The organism is Marinifilum sp. D714, from assembly GCF_030851345.1.
Taxonomy (GTDB): Bacteria; Bacteroidota; Bacteroidia; order Bacteroidales; family Marinifilaceae; genus Marinifilum.
In genome coordinates, this window is record NZ_JALPNU010000009.1 from 121,320 (window position 1) to 145,855 (window position 24,536).

The 24,536-nt window shown below is 36.2% G+C and carries 23 protein-coding genes; 17 read left to right on the forward strand and 6 right to left on the reverse strand.

Going from position 1 to position 24,536, the window contains the following annotated elements; all coding sequences use genetic code 11:
• The first annotated feature begins 11 nt into the window (after positions 1 to 11).
• Positions 12 to 1,049, forward strand: coding sequence for a histidine kinase (locus M0051_RS10725; protein ID WP_306741533.1), 1,038 nt, complete (start codon positions 12 to 14; stop codon positions 1,047 to 1,049).
• A 27-nt stretch (positions 1,050 to 1,076) separates the two neighbouring features.
• Positions 1,077 to 1,847: a LytTR family DNA-binding domain-containing protein gene (locus M0051_RS10730; RefSeq protein WP_306741534.1), complete on the forward strand. Its 771-nt coding sequence runs from the start codon at positions 1,077 to 1,079 to the stop codon at positions 1,845 to 1,847.
• On the opposite strand, the gene M0051_RS10735 is transcribed toward M0051_RS10730, so the two are convergent.
• On the reverse strand, positions 1,844 to 2,242 hold the full coding sequence (locus M0051_RS10735) for a hypothetical protein (RefSeq protein WP_306741535.1): 399 nt from the start codon (positions 2,240 to 2,242) through the stop codon (positions 1,844 to 1,846). The genes M0051_RS10730 and M0051_RS10735 overlap by 4 nt on opposite strands.
• A 200-nt stretch (positions 2,243 to 2,442) precedes the next feature.
• Here M0051_RS10735 and M0051_RS10740 point away from each other — a divergent pair, with 200 nt between their 5' ends.
• From M0051_RS10740 to M0051_RS10750, 3 genes are all read left to right on the forward strand, one after another.
• The gene (locus M0051_RS10740) at positions 2,443 to 2,934 is read left to right on the forward strand and encodes a superoxide dismutase [Ni] (protein ID WP_306741536.1); all 492 of its coding nucleotides are present in this window, start codon (positions 2,443 to 2,445) and stop codon (positions 2,932 to 2,934) included.
• 71 nt (positions 2,935 to 3,005) lie between these two features.
• Complete coding sequence (locus tag M0051_RS10745; protein ID WP_306741537.1) at positions 3,006 to 3,674, forward strand: Crp/Fnr family transcriptional regulator; 669 nt, start codon at positions 3,006 to 3,008, stop codon at positions 3,672 to 3,674.
• Positions 3,675 to 3,780: 106 nt separating this feature from the next.
• A complete protein-coding gene (locus M0051_RS10750) occupies positions 3,781 to 5,061 on the forward strand; it encodes a spondin domain-containing protein (RefSeq protein ID WP_306741538.1) in 1,281 nt (426 codons plus the stop codon).
• A 128-nt stretch (positions 5,062 to 5,189) separates the two neighbouring features.
• On the opposite strand, the gene M0051_RS10755 is transcribed toward M0051_RS10750, so the two are convergent.
• A complete protein-coding gene (locus M0051_RS10755; RefSeq protein ID WP_306741539.1) occupies positions 5,190 to 6,425 on the reverse strand; it encodes a hypothetical protein in 1,236 nt (411 codons plus the stop codon).
• A 321-nt stretch (positions 6,426 to 6,746) separates the two neighbouring features.
• Between M0051_RS10755 and sfsA the strand changes: the two genes are divergently transcribed.
• The gene (gene sfsA / locus M0051_RS10760; RefSeq protein ID WP_306741540.1) at positions 6,747 to 7,457 is read left to right on the forward strand and encodes a DNA/RNA nuclease SfsA; all 711 of its coding nucleotides are present in this window, start codon (positions 6,747 to 6,749) and stop codon (positions 7,455 to 7,457) included.
• 97 nt (positions 7,458 to 7,554) lie between these two features.
• Positions 7,555 to 8,088, forward strand: a complete 534-nt coding sequence (locus M0051_RS10765) for a YkgJ family cysteine cluster protein (protein WP_306741541.1) — start codon at positions 7,555 to 7,557, stop codon at positions 8,086 to 8,088.
• A 518-nt stretch (positions 8,089 to 8,606) separates the two neighbouring features.
• Here M0051_RS10765 and M0051_RS10770 read toward each other — a convergent pair.
• Positions 8,607 to 9,335, reverse strand: coding sequence for a hypothetical protein (locus M0051_RS10770; protein WP_306741542.1), 729 nt, complete (start codon positions 9,333 to 9,335; stop codon positions 8,607 to 8,609).
• Positions 9,336 to 9,412: 77 nt separating this feature from the next.
• Positions 9,413 to 10,723 carry an MFS transporter gene (locus M0051_RS10775; RefSeq protein ID WP_306741543.1) on the reverse strand — a complete coding sequence of 437 codons (1,311 nt, stop codon included), beginning with the start codon at positions 10,721 to 10,723 and terminating at the stop codon, positions 9,413 to 9,415.
• A 140-nt stretch (positions 10,724 to 10,863) separates the two neighbouring features.
• Between M0051_RS10775 and M0051_RS10780 the strand changes: the two genes are divergently transcribed.
• The 5 genes from M0051_RS10780 (at position 10,864) to M0051_RS10800 (ending at position 20,184) form a co-directional block, all read left to right on the forward strand.
• Positions 10,864 to 11,262 (forward strand): DoxX family protein, encoded by a 399-nt coding sequence (locus tag M0051_RS10780; protein WP_306741544.1) that lies wholly within the window; start codon positions 10,864 to 10,866, stop codon positions 11,260 to 11,262.
• Positions 11,263 to 11,383: 121 nt separating this feature from the next.
• On the forward strand, positions 11,384 to 12,736 hold the full coding sequence (locus tag M0051_RS10785; RefSeq protein ID WP_306741545.1) for an MATE family efflux transporter: 1,353 nt from the start codon (positions 11,384 to 11,386) through the stop codon (positions 12,734 to 12,736).
• 4 nt (positions 12,737 to 12,740) lie between these two features.
• A complete protein-coding gene (gshAB, locus tag M0051_RS10790; RefSeq protein ID WP_306741546.1) occupies positions 12,741 to 15,053 on the forward strand; it encodes a bifunctional glutamate--cysteine ligase GshA/glutathione synthetase GshB in 2,313 nt (770 codons plus the stop codon).
• 41 nt (positions 15,054 to 15,094) lie between these two features.
• Positions 15,095 to 18,361 carry an ABC transporter permease gene (locus M0051_RS10795; protein ID WP_306741547.1) on the forward strand — a complete coding sequence of 1,089 codons (3,267 nt, stop codon included), beginning with the start codon at positions 15,095 to 15,097 and terminating at the stop codon, positions 18,359 to 18,361.
• 218 nt (positions 18,362 to 18,579) lie between these two features.
• Positions 18,580 to 20,184 (forward strand): fumarate hydratase, encoded by a 1,605-nt coding sequence (locus M0051_RS10800; RefSeq protein ID WP_306741548.1) that lies wholly within the window; start codon positions 18,580 to 18,582, stop codon positions 20,182 to 20,184.
• A 109-nt stretch (positions 20,185 to 20,293) separates the two neighbouring features.
• Here the strand turns inward: M0051_RS10800 and arfB are convergent, their stop codons facing one another.
• Both arfB and trpB read right to left on the reverse strand, forming a co-directional pair.
• On the reverse strand, positions 20,294 to 20,713 hold the full coding sequence (gene arfB, locus M0051_RS10805) for an alternative ribosome rescue aminoacyl-tRNA hydrolase ArfB (RefSeq protein ID WP_306741549.1): 420 nt from the start codon (positions 20,711 to 20,713) through the stop codon (positions 20,294 to 20,296).
• 81 nt (positions 20,714 to 20,794) lie between these two features.
• Entirely contained in the window at positions 20,795 to 22,006 is a 1,212-nt protein-coding gene (trpB, locus tag M0051_RS10810) for a tryptophan synthase subunit beta (protein WP_306741550.1), read from the reverse strand.
• A 357-nt stretch (positions 22,007 to 22,363) separates the two neighbouring features.
• Here trpB and M0051_RS10815 point away from each other — a divergent pair, with 357 nt between their 5' ends.
• From M0051_RS10815 to M0051_RS10835, 5 genes are all read left to right on the forward strand, one after another.
• Positions 22,364 to 23,128, forward strand: coding sequence for an SDR family oxidoreductase (locus M0051_RS10815; RefSeq protein WP_306741551.1), 765 nt, complete (start codon positions 22,364 to 22,366; stop codon positions 23,126 to 23,128).
• 108 nt (positions 23,129 to 23,236) lie between these two features.
• Positions 23,237 to 23,641 (forward strand): DUF134 domain-containing protein, encoded by a 405-nt coding sequence (locus tag M0051_RS10820; protein WP_282014110.1) that lies wholly within the window; start codon positions 23,237 to 23,239, stop codon positions 23,639 to 23,641.
• A gap of 5 nt (positions 23,642 to 23,646) precedes the next feature.
• On the forward strand, positions 23,647 to 23,964 hold the full coding sequence (locus M0051_RS10825) for a NifB/NifX family molybdenum-iron cluster-binding protein (protein ID WP_306741552.1): 318 nt from the start codon (positions 23,647 to 23,649) through the stop codon (positions 23,962 to 23,964).
• Between the two features lie 11 nt (positions 23,965 to 23,975).
• The gene (locus M0051_RS10830) at positions 23,976 to 24,155 is read left to right on the forward strand and encodes a DUF5320 domain-containing protein (RefSeq protein ID WP_306741553.1); all 180 of its coding nucleotides are present in this window, start codon (positions 23,976 to 23,978) and stop codon (positions 24,153 to 24,155) included.
• Between the two features lie 31 nt (positions 24,156 to 24,186).
• Positions 24,187 to 24,525 carry a NifB/NifX family molybdenum-iron cluster-binding protein gene (locus M0051_RS10835; RefSeq protein WP_306741554.1) on the forward strand — a complete coding sequence of 113 codons (339 nt, stop codon included), beginning with the start codon at positions 24,187 to 24,189 and terminating at the stop codon, positions 24,523 to 24,525.
• Positions 24,526 to 24,536: the final 11 nt, after the last annotated feature.

A 24,536-nucleotide genomic window follows, 5' to 3' on the forward strand; every position in this document is an offset into this window, starting at 1 on the left:
TACTTTACCTTATGAAAGCCAACTATTTAAACAATAATATATACCGTTTGATTACACCTCCATGTGTTGCGATATTGGTATATCTTTTAATGCTATTAATTTTTGATCGTTTAGCAGAGATCAGCAATAACTTTAGCCCTGAAGAATTAATATTCCTGATTGCAGTAACTGCAATATTATTCGAATCCTACAGGTTCTGGCTATTGAAAACCGACAAGATTAGAATTCTAAACAGAAATAAGCTGCTAAAATTTTCAGTCATTTATACGGGAAGCTTTTTTATTACCATAGGTTTGGTTTATGCCCTATTCGCAGTTTACTTTAGATTTGTAATTGGGATTAGTGAGTTTTCTTCTGAACTTGTTTCATTCCTAATCATCTTTATTCTGGTTGGCATTCTGTTTCACCTTTTTTATTTAAGTATTCGTTTCCTGGACAGACAAAATTCCCTTTTGCTTGAAAAAGAGGAAATGAATAGAAAGAATATCGAATTTGAATTAGAAGTGTTTAAAAACAAACTGAATCCTGATTTCTTATATGAATCTTTGGAAAGTGTAATCAGTTTGATAAGAAAAGATAAGGTGGAAGGAGCAGAGGAGTATATTGATCATCTGGCACTATTCTACAGAAGAATACTGGGCAATCGATATTCTGAGATCATAACGCTGGAAGAAGAGAAATTAAAAATAGAAGAATATATAAAACTTAGAAATTACGATTACTCAGATAATTTAATTGTAAATTGGGCTCTGGATGACATAAATAATATACATGTTGTTCCAAATATGATTTTACAAACCATTCAATTGATTGAATATAGTCAACAGGTTGATTTGAATACGAAATTGGAAATCTTCATTGAAGGTTCAGACGATACAATTCTCTTTAAGTTTTTATCATCGGAGCGACTAAAACCATTGCCTAAGTTCAAAAACTTAAAGGAGGCGATACAAAAGACATTATCTTTTTATACAGATTCTCAGTTCGAATGGCAAAGAGTTAATGATTATATTCATGTATCGATTCCTAAAATTAACATAGAAGACTAACAGACACTAAATACACTACGCCTAAAAATGAATGTTATTATAATTGAAGATGAAGTATTAGCTGCGGATAAACTGGAGCGATTATTACACAAGTATGATCCAAAAATTAAAATAATTGACAGATTTGAATCCATTACAGAATCTTCAGTTTGGCTTGGAAATCCGGAAAATAAAGTTGATTTAATCTTTTTGGATATCCACTTGGTGGATGGATTAAGCTTTGAAATTTTCAATAGAGTTCAGGTTAAAACTCCTATAATATTTACCACTGCTTACAATGAATATGCATTGAATGCATTTAAGCTGAATAGTGTGGATTATCTTTTAAAACCTGTTACTTTCGATAGTCTGTATGATGCACTTAAGAAGTACGAAAGCATGAAAGAGTCTTTTGGGAATCAATCAATAAAAAGCATTGAAGAGTTAAGTGCTGCATTGGCAAACATTCAAAAAGATTACAAGACCAGGTTCATGGTAAAGGTTGGTGAGAAGTTAAAATCTTTTAGAGCAGAAAGCATAGAACTTTTTTATTCAGAAGGAAGAGATATTTTCATTTTATTGAATGAAGGAAAAAGGTACATTATCGATTACAAAATGGAAGAGCTGCAAGATCTTTTAGATCCGAAGCATTTTTACCGCATCAGTCGTTCTTTCATTGTAAATATCAACGCAATTAACGATGTATTGGTGCATTCAAACTCTCGCTTAAAGGTAATTTTAAATGCAGAGTGCGATAAAGAGTTAATTGTAAGTAGAGAAAAGGTTAGTAGTTTTAAAAATTGGTTTAGCGGAAGTTAAAATTGTCTTATTATTAATCGATTCTTTTTGTGGATGATTATTCCCAAAATCCAGCCCCACATTAAATAACAAAACAGGTAATACCCACTTCCAGAAAATTGTACTCCAGCAAAAAAGCTAATAAATAAGAGTATTAGACCAGTGATGCCACCAACTATAATGCCTTTGGTGGCATTAAAGCTATTGATTCGCAATCCCATAAGCAGAGCTGCAGCAAATGAGACGAAGAATAAACAGGTCCAATCTATCAGGAGGATTTGTTGACGAAAACCTGTCCATGGTATAGCAAGTTCTTCGGCAAGGTAACTGGTAAATACAAACCCATATAAAAGACTGGTTAGGATAGCACTAGTCACAGTACCTCCAATTATTATTCGTATTGTTTTCTGTTTCATTATTTAAAAGATTCAAATCGATAAGCCTATATTTGATATTGTTGCGAATGAAGTTACAATAGCAGAATACCATATATTGTCATTTAAACGACAATTTTTCATTTTACAACTGTGATATAATGCTAAATTGTATTTGTAATGTTCATTAAATAGATTAATTTTAAATAAGAATTTAATATCATTAAATAATATTAGTTGTTATGAGAAAATTAATTAGAACTACAGGTTTAGGGCTTGCATTTGCATTGTTTTTAATAATTGGTAATCAGAAAAATACTTTTGCACATTGCGAGGTGCCATGTGGTATTTATGCCGATTCGGTTCGCGTTGTATTGATGAGTGAGCATATCTCCACCATTGAGAAGAGTATGAAAAAAATTGTAGAATTATCAGCTGAAGAGAATGTGAATTACAATCAATTGGTTCGCTGGGTAAACAACAAAGAAGAGCATGCTAAAAAACTGCAGGAGATTGCTACTCAATACTTCATGTTTCAGCGTGTAAAACTTACCGATGATGCTGAGAAAATGAAGAAGAATCAGAAACTATTGGCAAAACTTCATGAAATTTGTGTGTATGCAATGAAAGCCAAACAGACAACCGATTTAAATGTAATTAAGAAATTGAACAATGCGGTTCATGACTTCTCGCATTTGTATTTCGGTCCAGGAAAACATCACCATCATCATTAGGATCAAAAAATATTGCAGCCCTTTCATAAGGAATGAGAGGGCTGAATTCAATTACAAAATCAATTGATAAAATGGGTAACTCAATTTGGTGTTTCGAGAATGTGAATCTGTTTCAAATTCTATGTCCACATAAATTAAAGCAATACCAAAAAGATCATTTTGAGGGATTTAAAAAAGGAGATGTGATATATTTTCCTGATGATTCTTCCAGATCCATTTTTATGGTGAGCAAAGGGAAAGTTAAAATTGTTTCCTATAGCGAAGATGGAGAAGAAATTGTGAAAGCAATATTGGGTAAAGGAGAGATTTTTGGAGAGAAAGCTTTATTGGGAGAAGAGAAAAGGGATGATTATGCGCTTGCTTGCACCGAACCAACCGAAATATGCCCAATGCAACTTCCCGATATGTATGAATTGATGCGCCAAAATGAGAATTTTGGTTTATCGATATACAAATTAATAGGTTTTCGGATAAAAAAGATGGAACGCAGGTTCGAAGCTCTTTTGCATAAAGATGTGAAGACTCGTTTGTGCGAATTTCTTAAAGAAATGGCGGATGAGAATGGGATTGAAAGTGGTTCAGAGGTTATTATAAATCATTTTCTGACACAAAAAGATTTTGCCGATTTAATCGGAACAAAAAGAGAGACGGTAACCAGGCTGTTTAATGAATTAAAACAGGATGGAATCATAAATTACACAAGAAAAGAAATTCGAATTCGGGGACTGGAAAAGTTATAAAAATTCCACTTTCTGACCTTTATGTGATGCAGCTTACATTTTTTGGATTGTGAGGAAAGTACTTTTGAATTAAAGTTTTAAAGTATTAATCCAAAAAATGTTTGTTATGAGAAATTTACTATTATTTGCAGCTGCAAGCTTATTCGTTTTATCTGCTTGCGACGATGACAACGATACATTTCTACCTCCTGTAGCTTCCGGAAACTTTACAGTTACCATAGAGAATATTCAAACCGGAAAGGCTTTCTTTAAATCTGGAACCACTGATGCAGCAGGTCCGGGAGGATCTTATTCCTATAAATTCAATGCTGGTAAAGGTGCATACTTATCATTTGCCACCATGTTTGTACAATCTAACGATTTATTTTATGGTTTTGGTGATACAGGTTTAGCACTTTATGATGCAAATGGAGATGCTGTCACAGGAGATGTAACCAGTGAAGTAATGCTTTGGGATGCAGGTACAGAGGTGAATGAAGAACCAGGAGTTGGAGTTAACCAAGCACCACGTCAGTCCGGACCAAATACAGGAACTACAGAAAATGGTACTGTGAAAGAAGTTGCTGATGGCTTTACTTATCCGGCAAATGATCAGGTGATCAAAGTAGAGTTAAGTCATGATGGTGGTACAGAATTTACTGTAACAGTTACCAACGTATCTGATATGTATGCATTCCAAACTCCAATAGCACCAGGTGTATGGGTTGTGCACAATTCAGGAATGCCAATTTTTGAGGAAAATATGGCTGCAGCCAATGGGTTGGAAGTCTTGGCCGAAGATGGAGGGAACTCCGATTTGGGAATGTATTTGGATGAAAACAGTGGATATGTTACTCCATTTGCACCAGGTGTTTTTGTGTTAAATCATGGAGGATACCCATTGTTTAAAGATGGTTCTCTAGATTTTGGAAATGGATTGGAAGCTCTTGCCGAAGATGGCAGTCCAGCGGATTTAAATGCTTCATTAGAAGGATTACAAGGTGTTAATGCACATGGAGTATTTTCAATTCCTGTTGGAGGAAGTGGTGGAGCACCTATATTCATAGGAGAATCATATGAATTTACTTTTGAGGCAAGTGAACTGGATTACTTTAATCTTGCTACAATGTTGGTACAGTCTAATGATTTGTTTGTTGCTTTTGAAGATAAAGGAATTTACCTATTCAAGAATGGGATTCCTGTTACAGGTGATGTTACAAATCAATTGATGTTATGGGATGCTGGTACCGAATTGAATGAGTATCCAGGAGCAGGAAATAATCAAGCGCCACGTCAGAGTGGACCAGATACAGGGGATGAAGAAGTGAAAGCAGTTATGGAAGTAAATGATGGATTTACATATCCAGCTATAACAGACTTAATAAGGGTTACAATTACTGCTAACTAGTTTGATTCCTTTCAGGAGCTCGATTTTCGGGCTCCTTTTTTATCAAAGTCTAAAAGGGTCAAACAGTCAAACAGTCAAACAGTCGAAGGGTCAAACGGTCGAAGGGTTAAATTGTTTAAAGGCACTGATTATTTTCTCTCCAGTAACAAATAGGCTCCAAATACCTTACTCTGATTAAAACTCACCAAAGGCAAATATCCTTCAAACCATTTGCCATCCTTCCATTTCAATGGATGATTCATTACCATTTCTTTATGGAACTGATCAAATGTAGATTTTGGTTGAAAATGCACTTTGAATATTCCTTTGGTATCAGGATGTAAATGCTCGTCAATTTTCAGGGCAAGAATACCCATATTGTATCTCAAATTGATTTCCAGACAGGGTTGAAGTTTCATTTCTCCATTTTGATCTCTGTATAGCATACAATCAATACCCAAATAGCCACAATAATTCTTAGCAACATCACAAGAATTCAAAGCTTCTTTTATGCCTTCCGATAATTGTTGCACCTTATCATCAGAAAGAAAATCTTTCACTTCTGCAGGCATTCCACCCAAAATATTACCATCGTATTGGCCATTGCTATTGGTTGCAAAAAAACCATTTCCGATATAATCCAGCGCACCTTTGGCATCAATATAATATTGAAGAGAAAAATCGTATTTCTTATCCAATAAAGGCTCAACCATTACATAGCCCTGAATACCCAAAGTGCCATTAATCCATTGAATGATGGAATCATTAAGCTGAGGTTGACGAAGTACCTGCAGGCCTCTACCCGAAGAACTCCAGGGAGCTTTAATTACAATCTGCTTCCACTTATTAATTAACTCTTCTACCTCAGAAACGGAAGTACATATTATAGCAATTTGCTCTTTTTCGATATAAGAGGGGTCGTCTGTGTGATCCAGAAAAAAGTTCAAAACTTCCAAGGCTTTTCTACGACTATATAAATCCTTGTGATTCGCCTGCCATTCAGCATTGGGGCGATTTTTAAATTCTTGCTGACAAGAAGCTTTCAGGTGTTTGAAGACATGATGAATTCTTGGACTCCATCCCCAGGGTTCCAAACTCTCTTTGGCACTGTTTACAAACTCTTTATCCTGTATCGATGATTCGAACAGTTTGAATTCTGGCAAAGAAATGCCAGCTTCTTGCATAAGCTTTATAAATTCCTGATCAGGCAACTGATTTACCAAAACCATATCTTTTTCATTGGCAAAATGCATGGGCAAAACATCCAAATCCTTCTCAAATCGCGAAAGTGTTTTATTGGGCATATAGCTTACTGTACCATTGGCAATGGCAATTTCGCATGTAGGGTTGTAGATAAATATTTTAGGAAGTATTTCGCTGCTCATGTTTAGATTCTTGGTTCTGATGAGGCAAAAGTAGCTCAAATCAACATATATTTGTCATTGATTTGAAAATTTAAATGTCAATCAAAAGTAATATAAAGTGTTTTAAGTATTTAAAGTTGAAAGTGACTAAAGTTGAAAAACAGATAAGTAAATGAGCACTGTTTTTAATATTTTTTATTCCTGATTACAGTTATAAAAATCTAATTAAACCTAGGGATTAAAAGTTGTTGGTGATTTAACTTTAAGTACTTAAGGCACTTTAAGTATTATAGGCACTAACTAATGCTTATCTCTTTGCTTCAAATTTCTAAATATTAATATATGATATTTCCTAAGCCTCTTGTACATGGCAAATTCATTCGCCGATACAAAAGATTTTTAACAGATATGGAACTGGATCATGGTGAAGTTGTAGTTGCACACACCTCAAATTCCGGCAGTATGAAATCTTGCCTGGAGGAAGGAGCAGAGGTATTCCTTACGCATGTTGATGATCCCAAACGCAAAACCAAGTATACTTGGGAGATGATCAAGATCAATGGCGATTGGGTAGGGATCAATACAGCGGTTCCCAATATATTGGTTTATGAAGCTGTGCTGAATCAGGAAATAGAAGCATTAAAGGGGTATACTACCGTAAAGCGGGAAGTAAAATTCGAGGATAGCCGCTTTGATGTATTTGCCAGCAATGAGGATGAAGATTGTTTTATAGAGGTGAAGAACGTGAGCTTAAAGGATGGAAAATATGCTCGTTTCCCCGATGCTGTAACCACTAGAGGCAAGAAACACCTGGAAACTTTAATGAGAGTAAAAGCGGAAGGCAAACGCGCCGTAATGGTGTATGTAATTCAACGCAGCGATGTAGAAATCTTCACCCCGGCCTTCGATATCGATCCTGATTATGCCGCAACACTGAAAAAAGCCTACGAGAGTGGAGTAGAGGTGTATCCCATTCGTGCTGCTGTAAGTCCTGAGAAAATTGAATTGGCAGATATTTTACCTTTTCAGTTATCAGTGAACAGTTATCAGTAATCAATAGCAAACTTGCAGCTACCAAAGTCTCCCTTTCAGGAGGGATTCAAGGAGTGTGTTAAATACTTTTTCTACATTTGCACAAAATCCAATAAAAATGAACGAAAAGGCAAGAGAAGAATTGGCAAAGTATCGCCAGCTAAGAGATGAGGTTAGTGAGTTGAGTGGAAAACTGGCAAATCTGCATAAAGATCAAATGGCATGTAAGAAAGGTTGTTCGGAGTGTTGTATGAATTTTCAGGTTTTACCAGTAGAGTATTTTGCTATACTTGATGAGTTGAAGCAGAATCCTCCTGCTCAATACCGAGAACTTGATGATGAGGCAGAGGAATGTAATTTCCTGATTGATGATTTGTGCCAGATCTACGCATCTCGTCCGTTTATTTGTCGAACTCATGGACTTCCGCTACTGTTTATGAACCAGGAAGGCGATGCCTGGGAGTTATCGGCTTGTCCGCTAAACTTTACCGATTTTGATGACTTTCATGCAGAGAATACCTATCCTCAGGATACCTACAACAGCAAAATCTTCATGATTAATAAAGAGTTTATCAAGCATTACGAGGCGGAACAATTTGGGGAGTTTGATTTGATTCCTGTTAATCGATTGGTAGCGGATTTGAAGAAATAAAGATTCATATAGAAGCGTTTTACGAAAAGAACGCAAAGGCTACATCTTCAACAGATATCCTTTGCGTTCTTTAGTTTTATTCTTTTTGTGCCCTTTGCGTGTAACCTTTCTGTTTTAGGAAAATAATGATGCCCTGTTTGCTGTTTTAATAGGCTAATTGCCCGTAATAGACAACCATCGCAAAAAATTGTATCCCTATCGTGAAAATCCGTATTCCTAATTTTAAGAAATGAAGTCTTGTAAATAATAACAGAATCTTGCAGGGAAAATAATAGTCTTGCAATAAAAATAAATGACTTGTAGAATAAAAGAAAGTCTTGCGGAAAATAACCAAGCCTTGCTGTGCAAGACATCGAAATACTATGCAAGGCTAAAATAAAAAACGCAAGATATTTAAATAAAGTGCAAGAAGGTAAATAATATCACAAGTCGGAAATTAATAATGCAAGAGAACATTTCTTACCTTTAGAAGTACTCAATTGGTAAATGGGAATAGCAATTTTCCCATAAGGAGAGGTTTATTCCTTTTGAGATGCTCTTTTTTGGATAAAATAGTTCACTTTATAGCCTTGAAGGCGTTCTTTGTTATTGGAGAACACATATTTGCCTGATAATCGAATTTCATCGAGCAATAATTTAAGGTAAGTGTACGATTTGTCTCTCAATACCTTTTGTTTGTGCTTCTTATCCTTACTGGATCTATAACCGTTGCGAACGTAGAAAAGAGTTTCAGATAAATGGAGTGCTTGCTCAAGCTTGTTAAAGTTGAAATGAATTTGTTCCAAAAGTTCCTTATTATTCTCGCCAATTTGAGCAAAAGTAGCTAGGTTTTGCACCAAACTGGCATAACCATGACTCAATTTAATCCGTTTTACTATTCCAGTTAGATTTTTATCATTTCTAAATGCAAAATTAAAATCGTGTAAGATTTCTTTATGTAGCGCATAGCCAGCTTCAGAGTCTTTTTGCCACTTGATTTTAGCATCTGAAGTGCAGCTTTTGATATTCATCCATTCAGTCTGTAGCAAACGACAAGCCTCAATTCGCTCTTTTAAATCTTCAATATGTGTAATGTTTATTCCAACCTTCGAGAGTTGATCCAAATCATCCATTGCCCATGCGGCAAGGTTTTCAGATTCTTGTAAATAGATGGCTATGGGAATTGTAGGTGTTATAATTTGCTTGTCTGGTATGGATTCAATCTTATCCAAAAGATCTTTTTGAATGTTGTTTGCTATTTCAGTCACTTCAAATAATATGTTTGGTTCAAGTGACAATAAATTTAACGAAAATCATCAGATAATGAATATAATATCAATAAAAATTAATTCAATTGAGGGTTCTTTGCTTTTCCTGATAAAAGGAGAAGAATCACCACAAGTGCCACACCAATGTATCCCGCAAGGAAATAATTACCAGTAAGCGTATAAATTCTGCTAAAGAACAAAGGAGCAATTGCGCTGGCAAAAACAATAAGCGACATGGATAATCCGCTAATGGCTCCCAAATGCTTGCGCCCGAAGAATCGAGGCCAGGTAAGCGATGCCAATACTGCAAATAATCCTCCCATAACACCATTACCCAATATTAAAATGTAATATCCAACAGCATAATTAAGAATTGCTACTCCAAGTGCTGATAACAAACAGCCAAGTAAATACACCAATAACAGTTTTTGCAATCGTGTATAATCGCTAAGAATGTTGCCTATAAAGGCTGTAATGATTGAAACGATAGATGTTGGTATAAATACGCTCAGTGCTTTTTGCTCTGAATAACCACATGAATCGAATATAGAGATCACATTAAATGTAAAACCTGTAACAAAGAAAGCACTAAAGCATAAGGCAAGGGCAAAAATCCAAAATACCCATGTGCTGCGTGCTTCGGGTAAAGTATAGTCTCTTTTGGGAGTAAAAGAAGTATTGTTCTTCGATTTTGCTTCAAGTACTTTTCCATCGGGAATTAAACCACATTCTTCAGGATTATCTCGGTAAACGATAAATGCAAAAACAACGAACAAAAGGGTTAATATTGCCAATATCTGGTAAGCTGTTCTCCAATCGAATTCACCAATTAACATGGCTATAAACAATGGAGCTACAGCAAATCCAAATGACTGTATGGCACTGGAAATGCTATTGGCCAATCCTCTGCGCTTGTCGAACCATTTCATGATAAGGTTGCGCGATGCAAGAGTTAATACACCTTGTCCCGAAAAGCGCAATAGAAAGAAGAAGATGGATACCATTGCGAATGAAACCACAGAATATTTAATGCTGAAGGCTTTTGATAATCCACTTGCTATACCTGTAGAAGCGGAAAACAGCATGAGCGTAATGGCAAGTGTTAATGCCGCGATAATGGCAGTAAATCTTGCTCCAAATTTGTCATATATTTTACCCGCATAGGTCAATATGGTGGAACTGGCTACGGTTCCGATTAAATAAGCAGTGCTTAGCACATCTCTGCTCAATTGTAATTCGTCAATTAAATAATCGGTAAAGACAGAAACTCCAATGGTTTGTCCGGGAATACTGCAAAGTACACCAATAGTGCCCGCAGCCATACTTACCCAGCCATAGAAAAATGGAAATTTTGCAGGGGCAAAAGGAAAATTCGGATTTCTTTTCATTCAAATGTTGATTGATAGTTATAGAATTAGCAAAGGTAATCGATTTTGTTTATCCCTTGATCGAAATTAAATTATAGCTAGTTAACAATTTATTAAGGAATTACTTTCTATTTTAGATTTGAAATTAATAAAACTGAAAAATGGAAAATTTAGGAAAATTACTACTTAGAGTAAGTGTTGCAGGTTTAATGTTACCGCATGGTATTCACAAATTGATACATGGCATTGGAGGAGTAAAATATGTGCTTGGACAAGCTGGTATGCCGCAGTTTTTATCGTATGGAGTTTATGTTGGTGAAATTGTAGCTCCTATATTGATGATTCTAGGATTGTATACCAGGGTTTCCGGACTATTGATTTCGTTTACCATATTGGTAGCCACAGCAGCGGCTCATGCTCACGAAATATTCAAATTTACCGAATATGGTGGTTTGGTTGTAGAACTAAACGCACTATATATATTTGGAGCATTGGCTGCAGCACTTATCGGACCTGGTAAGTTTAGATTTGGAAATCAAAGAGGTTTTTGGAAAGAATGATAACAGTTGCCATAGTACTCTTTCAGGGAAGACTAGAGGGTGATTTCATAAATTAACAATAGATTAAGAAATAGAACTCGAAATACATTGTACATTTGTACTTGTACTTCGAGTTTTTTTTATGATCAGATATATAACTCACTTTTTTCAGCGAGAACAACAATATTCAGCAGTAGGAAAAGATCTATTTAAATTGGCTATACCAATTATTGGATCTTACTTATTGCACACGGCTTATAATCTTACCGATATGATATGGGTAGGATCGTTAGGAAGTAATGCAGTAGCGGCAGTTGGGTCGGCAGGTTTTTTTCTTCACCTGGGATGGGCAATGGCTTCCATAGTAACGGTAGGAGCCAATATTAAAATATCACATTCGGTAGGAGCCAAGGATGAGGAAGGTGCTGGTAGATTTGCTACCTCGGCACTTTGGGGAATTGGAATTATTGCCACGGTATTTTCAGCTATATTCTGGGGATTCCCCGAACAGTTCATCAACTTCTTCCAAATGCAGGATCCGGAGGTGAACGAAATGGCCACCTCTTATTTGGTAATTAGCACATTTGGAGTGATATTAAGCTATGCCAATCTTCTATTCATTAGCATGTTTAATGCACATTCGGAAACCAAAATTTCTTTTAAAGCCAGTTTAATTGGAACTGCTGCCAATATTGTACTCGATCCAATCCTAATCTTTGGTTTATCGCTTGGTGTTGATGGAGCAGCATATGCAACCATTATAGGTCGTAGTTTAAGCTTGATTTATTTCTTTGTGATATACAAGAAAACTGCAAATATTAATTTCAGAGGACTATTGCCTAATCTGGAAAAGTTTAAAACCATATTTGCTGTTGGAACACCAGCAGCGGTTCAACGAATTTCATTCTCGATAATCTACATATTCTTAGCTAGAATTATTGCCGAATGGGGCCCTAATGCCATTGCCGTGCAAAAAATTGGTGTACAAATAGAATCCATTACATTCATGATTGTAGGTGGTTTTATGCAGGCGGTTACCATTATGGTGGGACAGAGCTATGGAGCTAAAAACCTAACTGAAGTTCCGAATATTTACAAGGCAGGTTGGAGAATGTCTTTTGCTGTTGGATCAGTAACTACTATCATTTTTCTATTATTACCGGAAACCTTATTCTCGATATTTGTTCCAGAACAGGAAAGTATTTTAATGGGTAAGGAATATTTAATGATTTTAGCAGTTTCTCAGCTGTTTATGTGTCTGGAGATGATTAATGCCGGCGTGTTTAATGGTTTGGGAAAAACAAATATATCGGCAACTGTAAGTGTTATTTTTACATCCTTGCGTTTGCCGGGAGCATACTTCTTGGGCTTTTATACATTTTTAAGTTTAAACGGTGTATGGTGGAGTATCACAGGAAGTAGTATCTTAAAGGGAATTGTAATGTATTTGCTACTTAGAGCATATATAAAGAAAAATACTTTTGGAAAAATTTAATAAGATGGATCATTTAATCAATAATATTGCAGAAACATTGACTTGCAAGGCTATTAAAGCAAGTATCACGGATGGTTTATTTGGTATTGAAAAAGAAAATGTTCGTGTTGATGAAATGGGAAAAATGGCCAATACGCCACATCCGGGAATTTTAGGCGATAAGTTTCGTCATCCATTCATTACTACCGATTTTTCCGAGAGTCAGGTGGAAATGATTACACCGCCTTTAAAGAGTATTGCTGAGGTTCACGGTTTCTTGGAAACATTAAATGACGTGATTTCGGAAAATTTGGGAGAGGAGTTATTATGGCCACAAAGTTTACCTCCTTTATTGCCGGAAGAGGAAGAAATTCCGATTGCAAAGTTTGGAGAAGAAGGAGTACATAAGGAAAAATACAGAGAAGAACTGGCCATTAGATATGGTAAGGAAAGACAGATGTTGTCTGGAATTCATTTCAATTTTTCATTATCAGATCGATTGGAACGAAAGCTTTGTAAAGCCATTAAATGGAAAGGGAATCAGGTTGATTTTCGCGAAGCTGTTTACTTGAAAATGGTTCGCAACTTTATGCGTTACCGTTGGCTTTTGGTTTGGTTGTTTGGAGAAAGCCCTGAGGCTGATCCATCGTTAAAGATGAAGTCATTACGTACTGGGGAAAAAATGAGAATGGGCTGTAGAAAAGCGGTTTCTATTCGAACCAGTTCTGCAGGCTATAGAAACGCCGAAGAATATTTTGTCGATTTCAACAGTTTTGCTTCTTATAAAGATTCAGTGAAAAATTTGGTGGATTCAGGTAAGTTGCTTCTTGATGAAGAGTTGTATCTGCCAATCCGTTTAAAATATGCTGATGACGGTAAGAGCATATCGCATCTTGAAGTTCGAATTCTGGATTTGGATCCTTTCGAAAAGTCGGGTGTATCGAAAAATAGGTTGTATTTTATTCACCTGTTTATGCTGTATTGTTTGTTCAAAGAGGAAGAAAATACATATAGCGAAACAGAGCAAAAGATTGCTGCAAAGAATCACGATTGGGTGGCTTGTAGTGGTATGAATCCTGATCTTTTATTGAAAAATTTCGATGGAAATATGCTGAAGATTGATGAAATGCTTCAAAATATTCTGTCTGATATCAAAAAATTCGCAAATTCATCAGGAATTACTGATAATGAATGTTATCGATTGGCTTTGGAAGAAACCGAAGGATTAATCCTTAATCCAGACACACGTTCTTCGCTAAAAGTAAAGCAGCAAATAGAAGAGGAAGGCTTTATCAACTTCCATTTAAAGCTTGCAAAAAAATACAAAACCGAAAGTGAAATGAGTGGCTTTCGTTTTCACGGATTTGAAGACCTGGAATTGTCTTCTCAGTTGTTAATGAAAGCAGCATTGCGCCGTGGTGTGGAATTTAAAATTTTAGATAGAAGCGAGAACTTTATTAGCCTGCACAGAGGTGATAAAACCGAATATGTAATGCAGGCCACACGAACATCATTAGACAATTATTCGAGTGTTTTGATGATGGAAAACAAATTGGTTACAAAGAAGATTCTGGAAAAAGCTGGAATCAGAGTTCCTTCTGGTTTGGATTATCGCGATGTAAAAGAAGCTCAATCAGATTTTGATTTGTTCGAAGGAAAAGGAATTGTAATCAAGCCCAAATCAACCAATTTTGGCTTGGGAATTACAATTCTAAAAGAAAATAATAGCGAAGAGGTATACAAGCGTGCTGTAGAAATTGCATTTGAGCACGACAATAGCATTTTGATAGAGGAATTTGTTTCCGGAAAGGAATATCGATTCTTTGTAATTAACGAACATGTTACCGGAATTCTTCACCGTGTACCAGCCAATGTTAGAGGCGATGGGAGTAGTTCAATAAAACAATTGGTTGAGGAAAAGAACAAGGATTCATTGCGTGGTAGAGGATACCGAACACCTCTGGAAAAAATCAGGTTAGAAGAAGCGGAGGCAATGTTTTTACAGGATCAGAACTTGGATTTTGATAGCATTCCTGCAAAAGATGAAATTGTATACCTGAGAGAAAATTCCAATATCAGCACAGGAGGCGATAGCATCGATTTTACGGATGATATTCATCCTTCTTATAAGGAAATTGCTGCAAAATCAGCAGAGGCTTTAGGAGTGAGAATTACAGGCTTGGACATGATGATTGAAGACATCACAAAACCTGCAACAAAAGACAATTATGCCATTATTGAAATGAATTTCAATCCGGCAATACATATTCATTGTTATCCATACCAAGGGAAGAATCGCAAGTTGAACGAAAAAATATTGGATGCATTGGGTTTTTAAGTAAATTCAGGCAATAAATCTCAATTTGAACCCTTCTCTGCATGAATAAAACGAAATACATCCTTAAAAGTTTATGGTATTATCGCAAGCAGCACTTGGCTGTTTTGCTAGGAACAATTGTAAGTACAGCAGTATTAACTGGAGCTTTAATTGTAGGCGATTCTGTAAGAAATAGCTTGCATGAACTGGTGAACCTGCGATTAGGCAAAGTAGAATATGCCATGACAACTGGCGATCGTTTTGTTCGGGCCGAACTAGCAAATGAAATTGCAACTGATCTGGATGCATATGTGGTTCCTCTTATACAGACTGATGGCATAGCTGTTCAGCCAGAGAGTAACACGAGAATCAATAACATTCAGGTTTATGGTGTTGATGCTTCTTTCAACAATTTATCCAATACGCATCTTTACAATTTAAAAGCAGATGAAGCCTGTTTGAGTACAAATCTTGCTGACCGAATGAATGTAAAGCAAGGTGATACTTTTTTGTTGCGATTGAAGAAAGCTAGTGTAATTCCAGCCAATACACCTTTTGTTTCCGATGAAGACCAGAATATTGCTTTAAGACTGAAGGTAAAGGCCATTTGTGATGATTCACAATTGGGTAGATTTAGCTTGAAAAGCAATCAGGTTGCACCATACAATGTATTTCTGTCAAGAGAGTTTTTAGCGAAAGAGTTGGAGTTAAAATCGGTGGCCAATTTGATTTTACTTGCTTCCAAAGGTTCAAAAGAGCTGGATTTACAACAATTGCAGGAAAGCTTAACTGCCAATTGGAAATTGGAAGATGCCAGCTTGAAAATTCAAGATGTAAAAGGAAGTTCTCAAATTGAATTGATATCCGATCGTGTATTTATTGATACTCCAATAACCGATTTGCTTCATGAAATTTCGGGTGAAAAAGAGTATGTGCTAAGTTATTTTGTGAATAACTTAGGTGTAAATGAGAAGGAAACACCATATTCTTTTATCACTTCAGTTGATTCTTATGAAATCAAAGAAAATGAAATCATTATCAACTCTTGGTTGGCCGATGATTTAAACGCTAAGCTTGGCGATACACTTCAAATTAAATATTACACGATTGGTGCTTTAAGGCAATTGGTTGAAGAGTCAAGAGTGTTTACCATTAAAGAAATTCTGCCAATTACTGATTCGCATTGGGATCAATCTATGATGCCATCATTCCCTGGTTTAACCGATGCTGGTTCATGTAGTGAATGGGAGGCAGGTGTTCCGGTTGATTTTTCAAAAATCAGACCCAAGGATGAAGATTATTGGAAGAAGTACAAGGGTACACCAAAGGCCTATATATCATCGAATACTGCCATTGACTTATGGAGTAACAAATACGGGACTTATACTGCTGTAAGGTTTGAAACAAAAGATGATATCAGATCGAAAGTACAGGAGCTGGTTACACCAGATGTATTGAATGTTGGATTTGAAGATGTTAGAAATGAAGGAAAAAGGGCAGCCAATAATATGGTTGACTTTGGTGGTCTGTTTTTAAGCTTAAGTTTCTTTATTATCGCAGCTGCAATTCTGCTAACTGTTTTAATCTATTCTTTGAATCTGGATAATAGGAATGAGGAAACAGGTATTCTTCTTGGCTTAGGTTTTAACAAGTCGAAAATCATTGCCATTCGAATTTACGAATCTATTATTACAATAATCCTTGGTGGTATTTTAGGTGTATTGTTGGGTATCATTTACAACAAGCTCATCTTATCCGCATTGAATTCCGTTTGGCAAGATGTGGTACGAACCAATATGCTGGGAGTTCATTTGGATATGAATACATTGATTATTGGCTTTGCTTCGGGAGTGATTATTGCTATCATATGCATTGTATTTGTAACCCGAAAAAAGGTGAAGCAATCGGTTGTTGAGCTGATTAAAGATGTTAAGCATGAGAATACCGCAGGCAAGAAATCGACTTACTCTATTTGGATCGCATTGTTCTCACTTCTTGTGAGTATTGCCATTATAGCATATGCATTCTCATCTTCTTTAGAGCAGAATGCTGAGTTATTGTTATCAGCAGGAGGTTTGTTTTTGCTAGCTTTTTCTGCATTTGTGCATTATTATTTGAATGGGATCAGTTCAAAATTCAGCAATCAAACTCCAAGTATAAAAGGCTTATCGGTTAAGAATGCTGCAAGAAATGTAAAGCGAAGTCTGGCAATTGTTGTTTTGTTGGCATTGGGAACATTTTCAGTTTTAATAACCGGAGCGAATCGAAAAACATTTCAGGATTCGGAAAACTCCAATCAATCGGGATCAGGTGGATATGAATATTGGATAGAAGCAACTCTTCCAATATTAAATGATTTAAATACAAGCGAGGGCCAGGAAAAAGTCGGTTTTTGGGAAGGAGATTTGGATAAATCCGTACGTTTTGTGCAGTTCAGAGCATTGGAAGGAGATGATGCGAGTTGCTTGAATTTGAATCAGGTAAGTAAGCCAAGAATATTGGGATTTAATACTACGGATTTTGAAGATCGAAAGTCCTTTAGCTTTGCAAAAATGCTTCCAGAAGTTGATAAAGAGAATCCTTGGAGTGCATTAAATCAAAACTTTGGCGAGGATGTGATACCTGCCATTGCAGATCAGACTGTGATATTGTGGGGCTTGAAAAAAGCAATTGGTGATACTTTGGTTTATCAGAACGAATATGGAAGGGATGTAAAGCTATTACTTGTAGGAGGTCTGGCAAATTCCATCTTCCAAGGCAATATATTGATATCTGATAGCTTGTTCCAAAAGAACTTCCCATCGGTTAGTGGTTCTAAAATTATTTTGGCAGAATGTCCAAAAAAGGATTCTTTGTTTATGAAGAATTTTGAAGATAATCTACAGGATTTTGGAGTAAGAGGAAGTAAAACCTCGGAACGAATGGCTGCTTTCTATTCTGTTGAAAATACTTACTTAAGTATGTTCATGATACTGGGAGGTTTGGGTGTAATTATCGGAACAATTGGTTTGGGAATCGTTTTGTTACGAAATGTATGGGAACGCAAAAAGGAGTTGGCTGTGCTAAGAGCTATCGGTTATACCGAGAGCAATATCTTTAAACTCTTGTTTAGTGAGAATCTGTTTTTATTGGTACTTGGTTTAGCGGGTGGAATCTTATCAGCATTAATTGGCGTACTGCCCTCTTTGTTTACAAATGCTTTCCAGATGCCATACCTATATGTGTTATTGCTTATATTGGCCATTGCCATTAGTGGCTTGGCATGGATTTATATCCCTTTAAAGGTAATTCGCAAACAAAATATCATTGAGTCCTTACAAAACGATTAATTTGTAAAGCCAAAAGCTAATAGCTTTTCTAACAAGAGGCTTAGTTTTAAATTATAGTCTGGTTGGATGAGCAGCAAAGATGAAACAGACTTAATCGTATGTTTAAGGGCAATGTTTTAGAATAGCCTTTTTAATAGATTGAGGAATTCATTTTGTTTTATCTTTGTCTGTATACTTCATTAAATAGAAATAACACACAAAATTTAAATTATCATATCATGTCCGAATTTAAATATCAGAAACCATTTCCGATAACAAAGGATACCACAGAATATCGTTTGTTGTCTAAGGATTATGTATCAACAATTGATGTTGACGGAAGAAAAATACTTAAGGTGGATCCTAAGGGGTTAGAGATGTTATCAAAAGAAGCTTTCTCTGATGTTTCTTTCTATTTACGTCCTGCTCACCTTGCAAAATTGCAAAGCATTTTAAAAGATGATGAAGCCTCGGATAACGATAAATTCGTTGCTCATACCATGTTGATGAACCAGGTAGTTTCGGCTGATGGTCAGTTGCCAACTTGCCAGGATACTGGTACTGCTATTGTGGTAGCAAAGAAAGGTGAAGATGTTTACACTGGAGCAAATGATGCTGAGCATCTTTCAAGAGGCGTATACGAAACTTACCAGGAAAGAAACTTAAGATATTCTCAAGTTGTTCCTTTCAGCATGTTCGAAGAAAAGAACACTGGAAATAACTTGCCAGCACAAATCGATATCTATGCAAATCAAGGAAGCGAATATGAATTCTTGTTCTTAACCAAAGGTGGTGGATCAGGAAACAAAACTTTCTTGTATCAGCAAACTAAGGCTCTTTTGAACGAAGAGAACTTAACCAAGTTTATCAAAGAAAAAATTAAAGACCTAGGTACTTCTGCATGTCCTCCATACCATTTGGCTTTGGTAATTGGTGGTACTTCTGCTGAAGCAAACCTTGCTACAGTTAAAAAAGCATCTACTGGTTATTTCGATCATTTGCCAACAGAAGGTAATGAAGGTGGTCAGGCTTTCCGCGATTTGGAATGGGAAAAGAAAGTAGAGCAAATTTGTCGTGAAAGTGAAATTGGAGCTCAGTTTGGTGGTAAATATTTCGTTCACGATGTGAAGGTAATTCGTTTGCCTCGTCACGCTGCTTCTTGTCCGGTTGGTATAGGCGTGAGCTGTAGTGCAGATAGAAATATCAAAGCTAAAATCAACGAGGATGGTATCTTCCTGGAGCAATTGGAGAAAGATCCTGTAAAATATTTGCCAGAAGAAGCCCCAGCGATGAAGGAAGCTGTTGATATCGATTTGGATCAGCCAATGGAAAATATCTTGAAAGAGTTAACCAAGTATCCAATCAAAACTCGTTTGAATCTTTCAGGAACTATGATTGTTGCCAGAGACATGGCGCATATGAAAATTCAGGAAATGTTGGATGAAGGTAAAGAGATGCCTGAATACTTCAAGAATCACCCGGTATATTATGCAGGGCCAGCTAAAACTCCGGAAGGAATGGCTTCAGGTAGTTTCGGACCTACTACGGCAGGTCGTATGGATCCATATGTTGGCGTATTCCAGAAAGTTGGCGGTTCAATGGTTATGGTGGCAAAAGGTAACCGATACCAATCAGTAACGGATGCTTGTAAAGCAAATGGTGGTTTCTATTTGGGATCAATTGGAGGACCTGCTGCTGTATTGGCGAAGAATAGCATTAAATCTATCGAGGTGATTGATTTCCCTGAATTGGGAATGGAAGCAGTTCGTAAGATTCGTGTAGAAAACTTCCCGGCATTTATTATTGTTGACGATAAAGGAAATGACTTCTTTGCAGATATGTAAAACCAGAATTAATATAAAAAATGAAAGCTTGCATTTTATGCAAGCTTTTTTTATGAATGTCTATAGCTTATTGCTAACTGTTCATTGCTAATTGTTAACTGATCACTGTTCACTGTAAATCTGGTTTTTTTCTGCCTTCCTTCTTTTTTGAAAGCTGTTGTTTATCAGTTTTTCGCTTTTCAATAGAAGCCCTTGTTGGACGAGTTTTCTTTCGTGGTTTTACAGGTTTTAAAGCCAATTCGATCCATTGATAAAATTTCTGAATCGCAATTTCTTTATTTAAGATTTGCGAACGTTCCGTTTGAGCAGTTACCGATAATATTCCTTGACTATTGATGTGGTGATAAAGCTTTTTGAAAATAGTTTCTTTTTCTTCCTGCGAAAGGATATTTGAATCAAAAACGGAAAAACGCAATTCTACTTTCGAATTCACCTTGTTTACATTTTGTCCTCCTGGACCACTACTCCTGGATGTGATGAACTCAAATTCTTTGCTTAAATCTTTTGAAAATTTATATACTTCTGCCATTCTATAAAGATAGTGTCAATATTCGATTTGGAAGGATGATATATAAAAAAAAGCTACCCATTTGAGCAGCATTTTGACATATTAATGTACTTTTTCAGGTAACCCATATTTTTCAACTACAAAGTCAAGATCTTTATCGCCACGACCACTTAAATTCAATAGGATGGATTGACGAGGATTCGCCTGTGCAAGTTTCAATGCATAGGCAACAGCATGTGAGCTCTCTAAAGCTGGAATAATTCCTTCCGAACGGCTTAGCTCATAGAATGCATCAATACACTCTTTGTCTGAAACGGAGTGATATTCCACCTTATTCCAATCCTTAAGCATCGAGTGTTCCGGTCCAACTCCAGGATAATCTAATCCACTTGCAACAGAGTATACAGGATCAGGTTGCCCTTCTTCATCTTGCAAAAGGTAACATTTAAAACCATGAATAATACCAGGTTTTCCAAATGTTAAAGTTGCAGCATGTTCTCCTTTATCGAATGATCTACCAGCAGGTTCAACACCATGCAATTTACATTCCTTATCTTCTAAAAATGCAGAGAAAATTCCCATTGCATTACTACCACCGCCAACACAGGCAACAACATTATCTGGCAGTTCACCTGTCATTTCCTGAAATTGATCTCTTGCTTCAATCCCAACAACTCTTTGAAATTCTCGAACCATCATAGGAAATGGGTGAGGCCCAACAACAGAACCAATACAATAAATTGTATTAACAGGATCTTTTAAGTAGGACTGAAATGCAGAATCAACAGCCTCTTTTAGCGTTTTTAAGCCATGTGTAACAGGGATTACAGTGGCACCCAAGATTTTCATTCGCATCACATTTGGATGCTCTTTGGCGATATCCACTTCACCCATATGAATTTCACACTCTAAACCAAAATAAGCAGCTGCTGTTGCCAAAGCAACTCCATGCTGACCAGCACCAGTTTCTGCAATCAATTTCTTCTTGCCCATGTATTTAGCAAGTAGAGCTTCTCCCATACAGTGGTTTAACTTATGGGCACCAGAGTGATTTAAATCTTCTCTTTTCAGATAGATTCTTCCTCCATATTTGTTGGATAATCTATTACAGTAGTATACAGGTGTTGGTCTACCTTGAAAATGCTTGCGAATACTTCTTAACTCAGAAATGAATTCATGAGATTTACTGATGGAATAATAGGCATCATTAATTTTCTGCATTTCTGCGTTTAACTCTTCCGGAATATAACTTCCTCCATACTCCCCAAAATATCCTTTCTCGTCAGGATATGTCTTAAAATAATTGCTCGACATGTATTAAAATTTGGTTAATAATCTTTTGTGGTTTTTAATTATCAGCTCAAATATAGCAATCGGAATTGGTTTTGTCGATAGTTGCTGATTGTTGTATAACAAAAATGCAATGTCTCTTAAAAACTTCCAGCCCGGAATGCCATTGGAAAAGATTATAGACTACTCGCACCCGGATAAGAAATCGCAGAAACATTGCATTGTCGACAAAGGTAAAAAAATAACGATTCATCGCATTTATCTCGCATGCTTGATTTTTACTGAATTTTCTAAATAATCTATAAATGCTTATTTACATTGCAATTGGGTATCGATATTTGTAATTTGTATAGATTCAATTTAAATAAAACGGAGGTTGCGATGAATGAATTAAAAGTATCCCCCAAAGGGAGAGTTGCTTTTGTAAGTGGGGCAAATAGAGGAATTGGAAGGGCAATAACCATTGAATTGTTAGAAGCCGGAGCAAAAAAAGTTTATGCAGGTGTTAGAAATATTAAGTCTCTCGATGATTTAAAACCAGAATATGGAGAGAGATTGGTACCAATTTTATTAGATCTGAAAAACGACAAGACAATTATTAGAGCCACCAGGCAAGTAAAAGATGTTGAAATTTTAATTAATAATGCAGGAGTGTATGAAGCAGGAGGTTTTTTTTCGGATGATACATTAGATAGTTTATCTGATAATTTTGAAGTGAATGTTTGGGGCTTGGTAAAACTTAGTACGTCATTCATTGATCATTTGTTGAGTAAACCATTTGCGGCAATAGTAAATGTTGCTTCGGTTTTAGGTTTGGCAAGTATGCCCATAGCTGGCACTTATTCTGCTTCAAAAGCGGCAGTTCATAGTATTACCCAAGGAATGCGAGGAGAGCTTTTAAATTCGAATGTTCTTGTAATGGGTGTATATCCAGGTCCGATTGACACGGATATGACCCGAGATTTGGATATGGATAAAGATTCTCCCCAGAATGTTGCAAAAAATATCATAACTGGATTAAAAAAGGGACAGGAGTATGTATTCCCAGATATGATGTCGAAACAGGTTGGTGAATTGTACCTTACTGAACCAATTACAGTAGAAAAGCAGTTTGCTCACTTTGTTTCAGAAGAGCAAGAAGCCTAAGCAAGAATATAAGATGTTAACGGAGAGATCAGTATTGATCTCTTTTTTTGTGTTAAAAAATTTGCGAAATGAGAATATTCTCAATAAATTTGTTTTAAAATTACTGATATGCCACGACGTACAAGATTAAGAAAGGTTGTAGAACCTCCACGATTTAAAGGATATAGACCTTATGGTGTAAATTCTAAAAGACGAGAATCTATAGAATTGCTTTATGAAGAATATGAAGCCATTAAGTTAGCGGATTACGATTTGATGAATCATAAGGAAGCAGCAGAAATAATGGGAATTTCACGTCCTACTTTTGCCAGAATTTATGAAGCGGCAAGAAGAAAAATTGCTCAGGCTTTAGTGGAAACTAAAAATATCAAAACAGTATACGGCAATGCCATCATGGATAAGGATTGGTTTGTATGTAACAAATGTCACGCTCGTTTTAATATCCCTAAAACAATGACAAGTGACAAATGCCCTGCATGCAATTCCAATGATATAGAATCTTTAAACAAATAATATTGATGAAAACAATAATAACAGCAACAGGAAAAGGAGAAGAGAAACTATTTGATTTACGTTTTGGACGTGCAGCTTGGTTCTGCATTTACGACGACGCAACAGACAATATGGAATTCTTCGAAAACAAACATGTAGATGCTCCATCTGGAGCAGGAGGCAAAGTAGTGGAAGAAGTTGTAGAGTTGGGAGTATCAAGAGTAATTTCAGGTGATTTTGGACCTAAAGCAAAAGATTTATTGGAAAAGTTCGATATACAAATGGTGATCCTGAAAGATGATCGTAAAACCATTAAAGAGATCGTAGAGAATTTTAAATCATAAAACAATTTGTTATGCCACGAATGGATAGAACCGGCCCCGAAGGAAAAGGTTGTAGAACGGGTCGCGGATTAGGAAAATGCCAAAGTAAGGATGACGGAACATTACTAGATAAGCTTGGCACTGGTTTAGGCTTAAAAAGAAAGAGTGGCGGAGGAGTAGGAAAGCAAAGAAGGAATAAAAGCGGAGAATAGATAATCTCTAAAAGAACTAAAATCATAAACAATGAAGAAGAAAATCGCAATACCGGTAAAGGAAGGCGTATTAGATTCGCATTTTGGACATTGTAGCCATTTTGCATTAATTGATGTTGAAGGAAAAGAAATAATTGCAGAGGAATTGGTGGAAGCACCCCCACATGTACCAGGAAAATTGCCTCCATTTTTGGCTAATCTTGGAGTAACTGATGTTCTTGCAGGGGGAATGGGAGCAAGAGCCATTGAAATATTTAACGCCAATAGAGTAAATGTTTTTGTAGGAGCACCAGTATTGCAAGCTAAAGAGTTGGTTACTGGTTTTTTAAATGAAAGCATTGAATTTAATGCTAACTGTTGCAATCACTAATTACCTTAGTT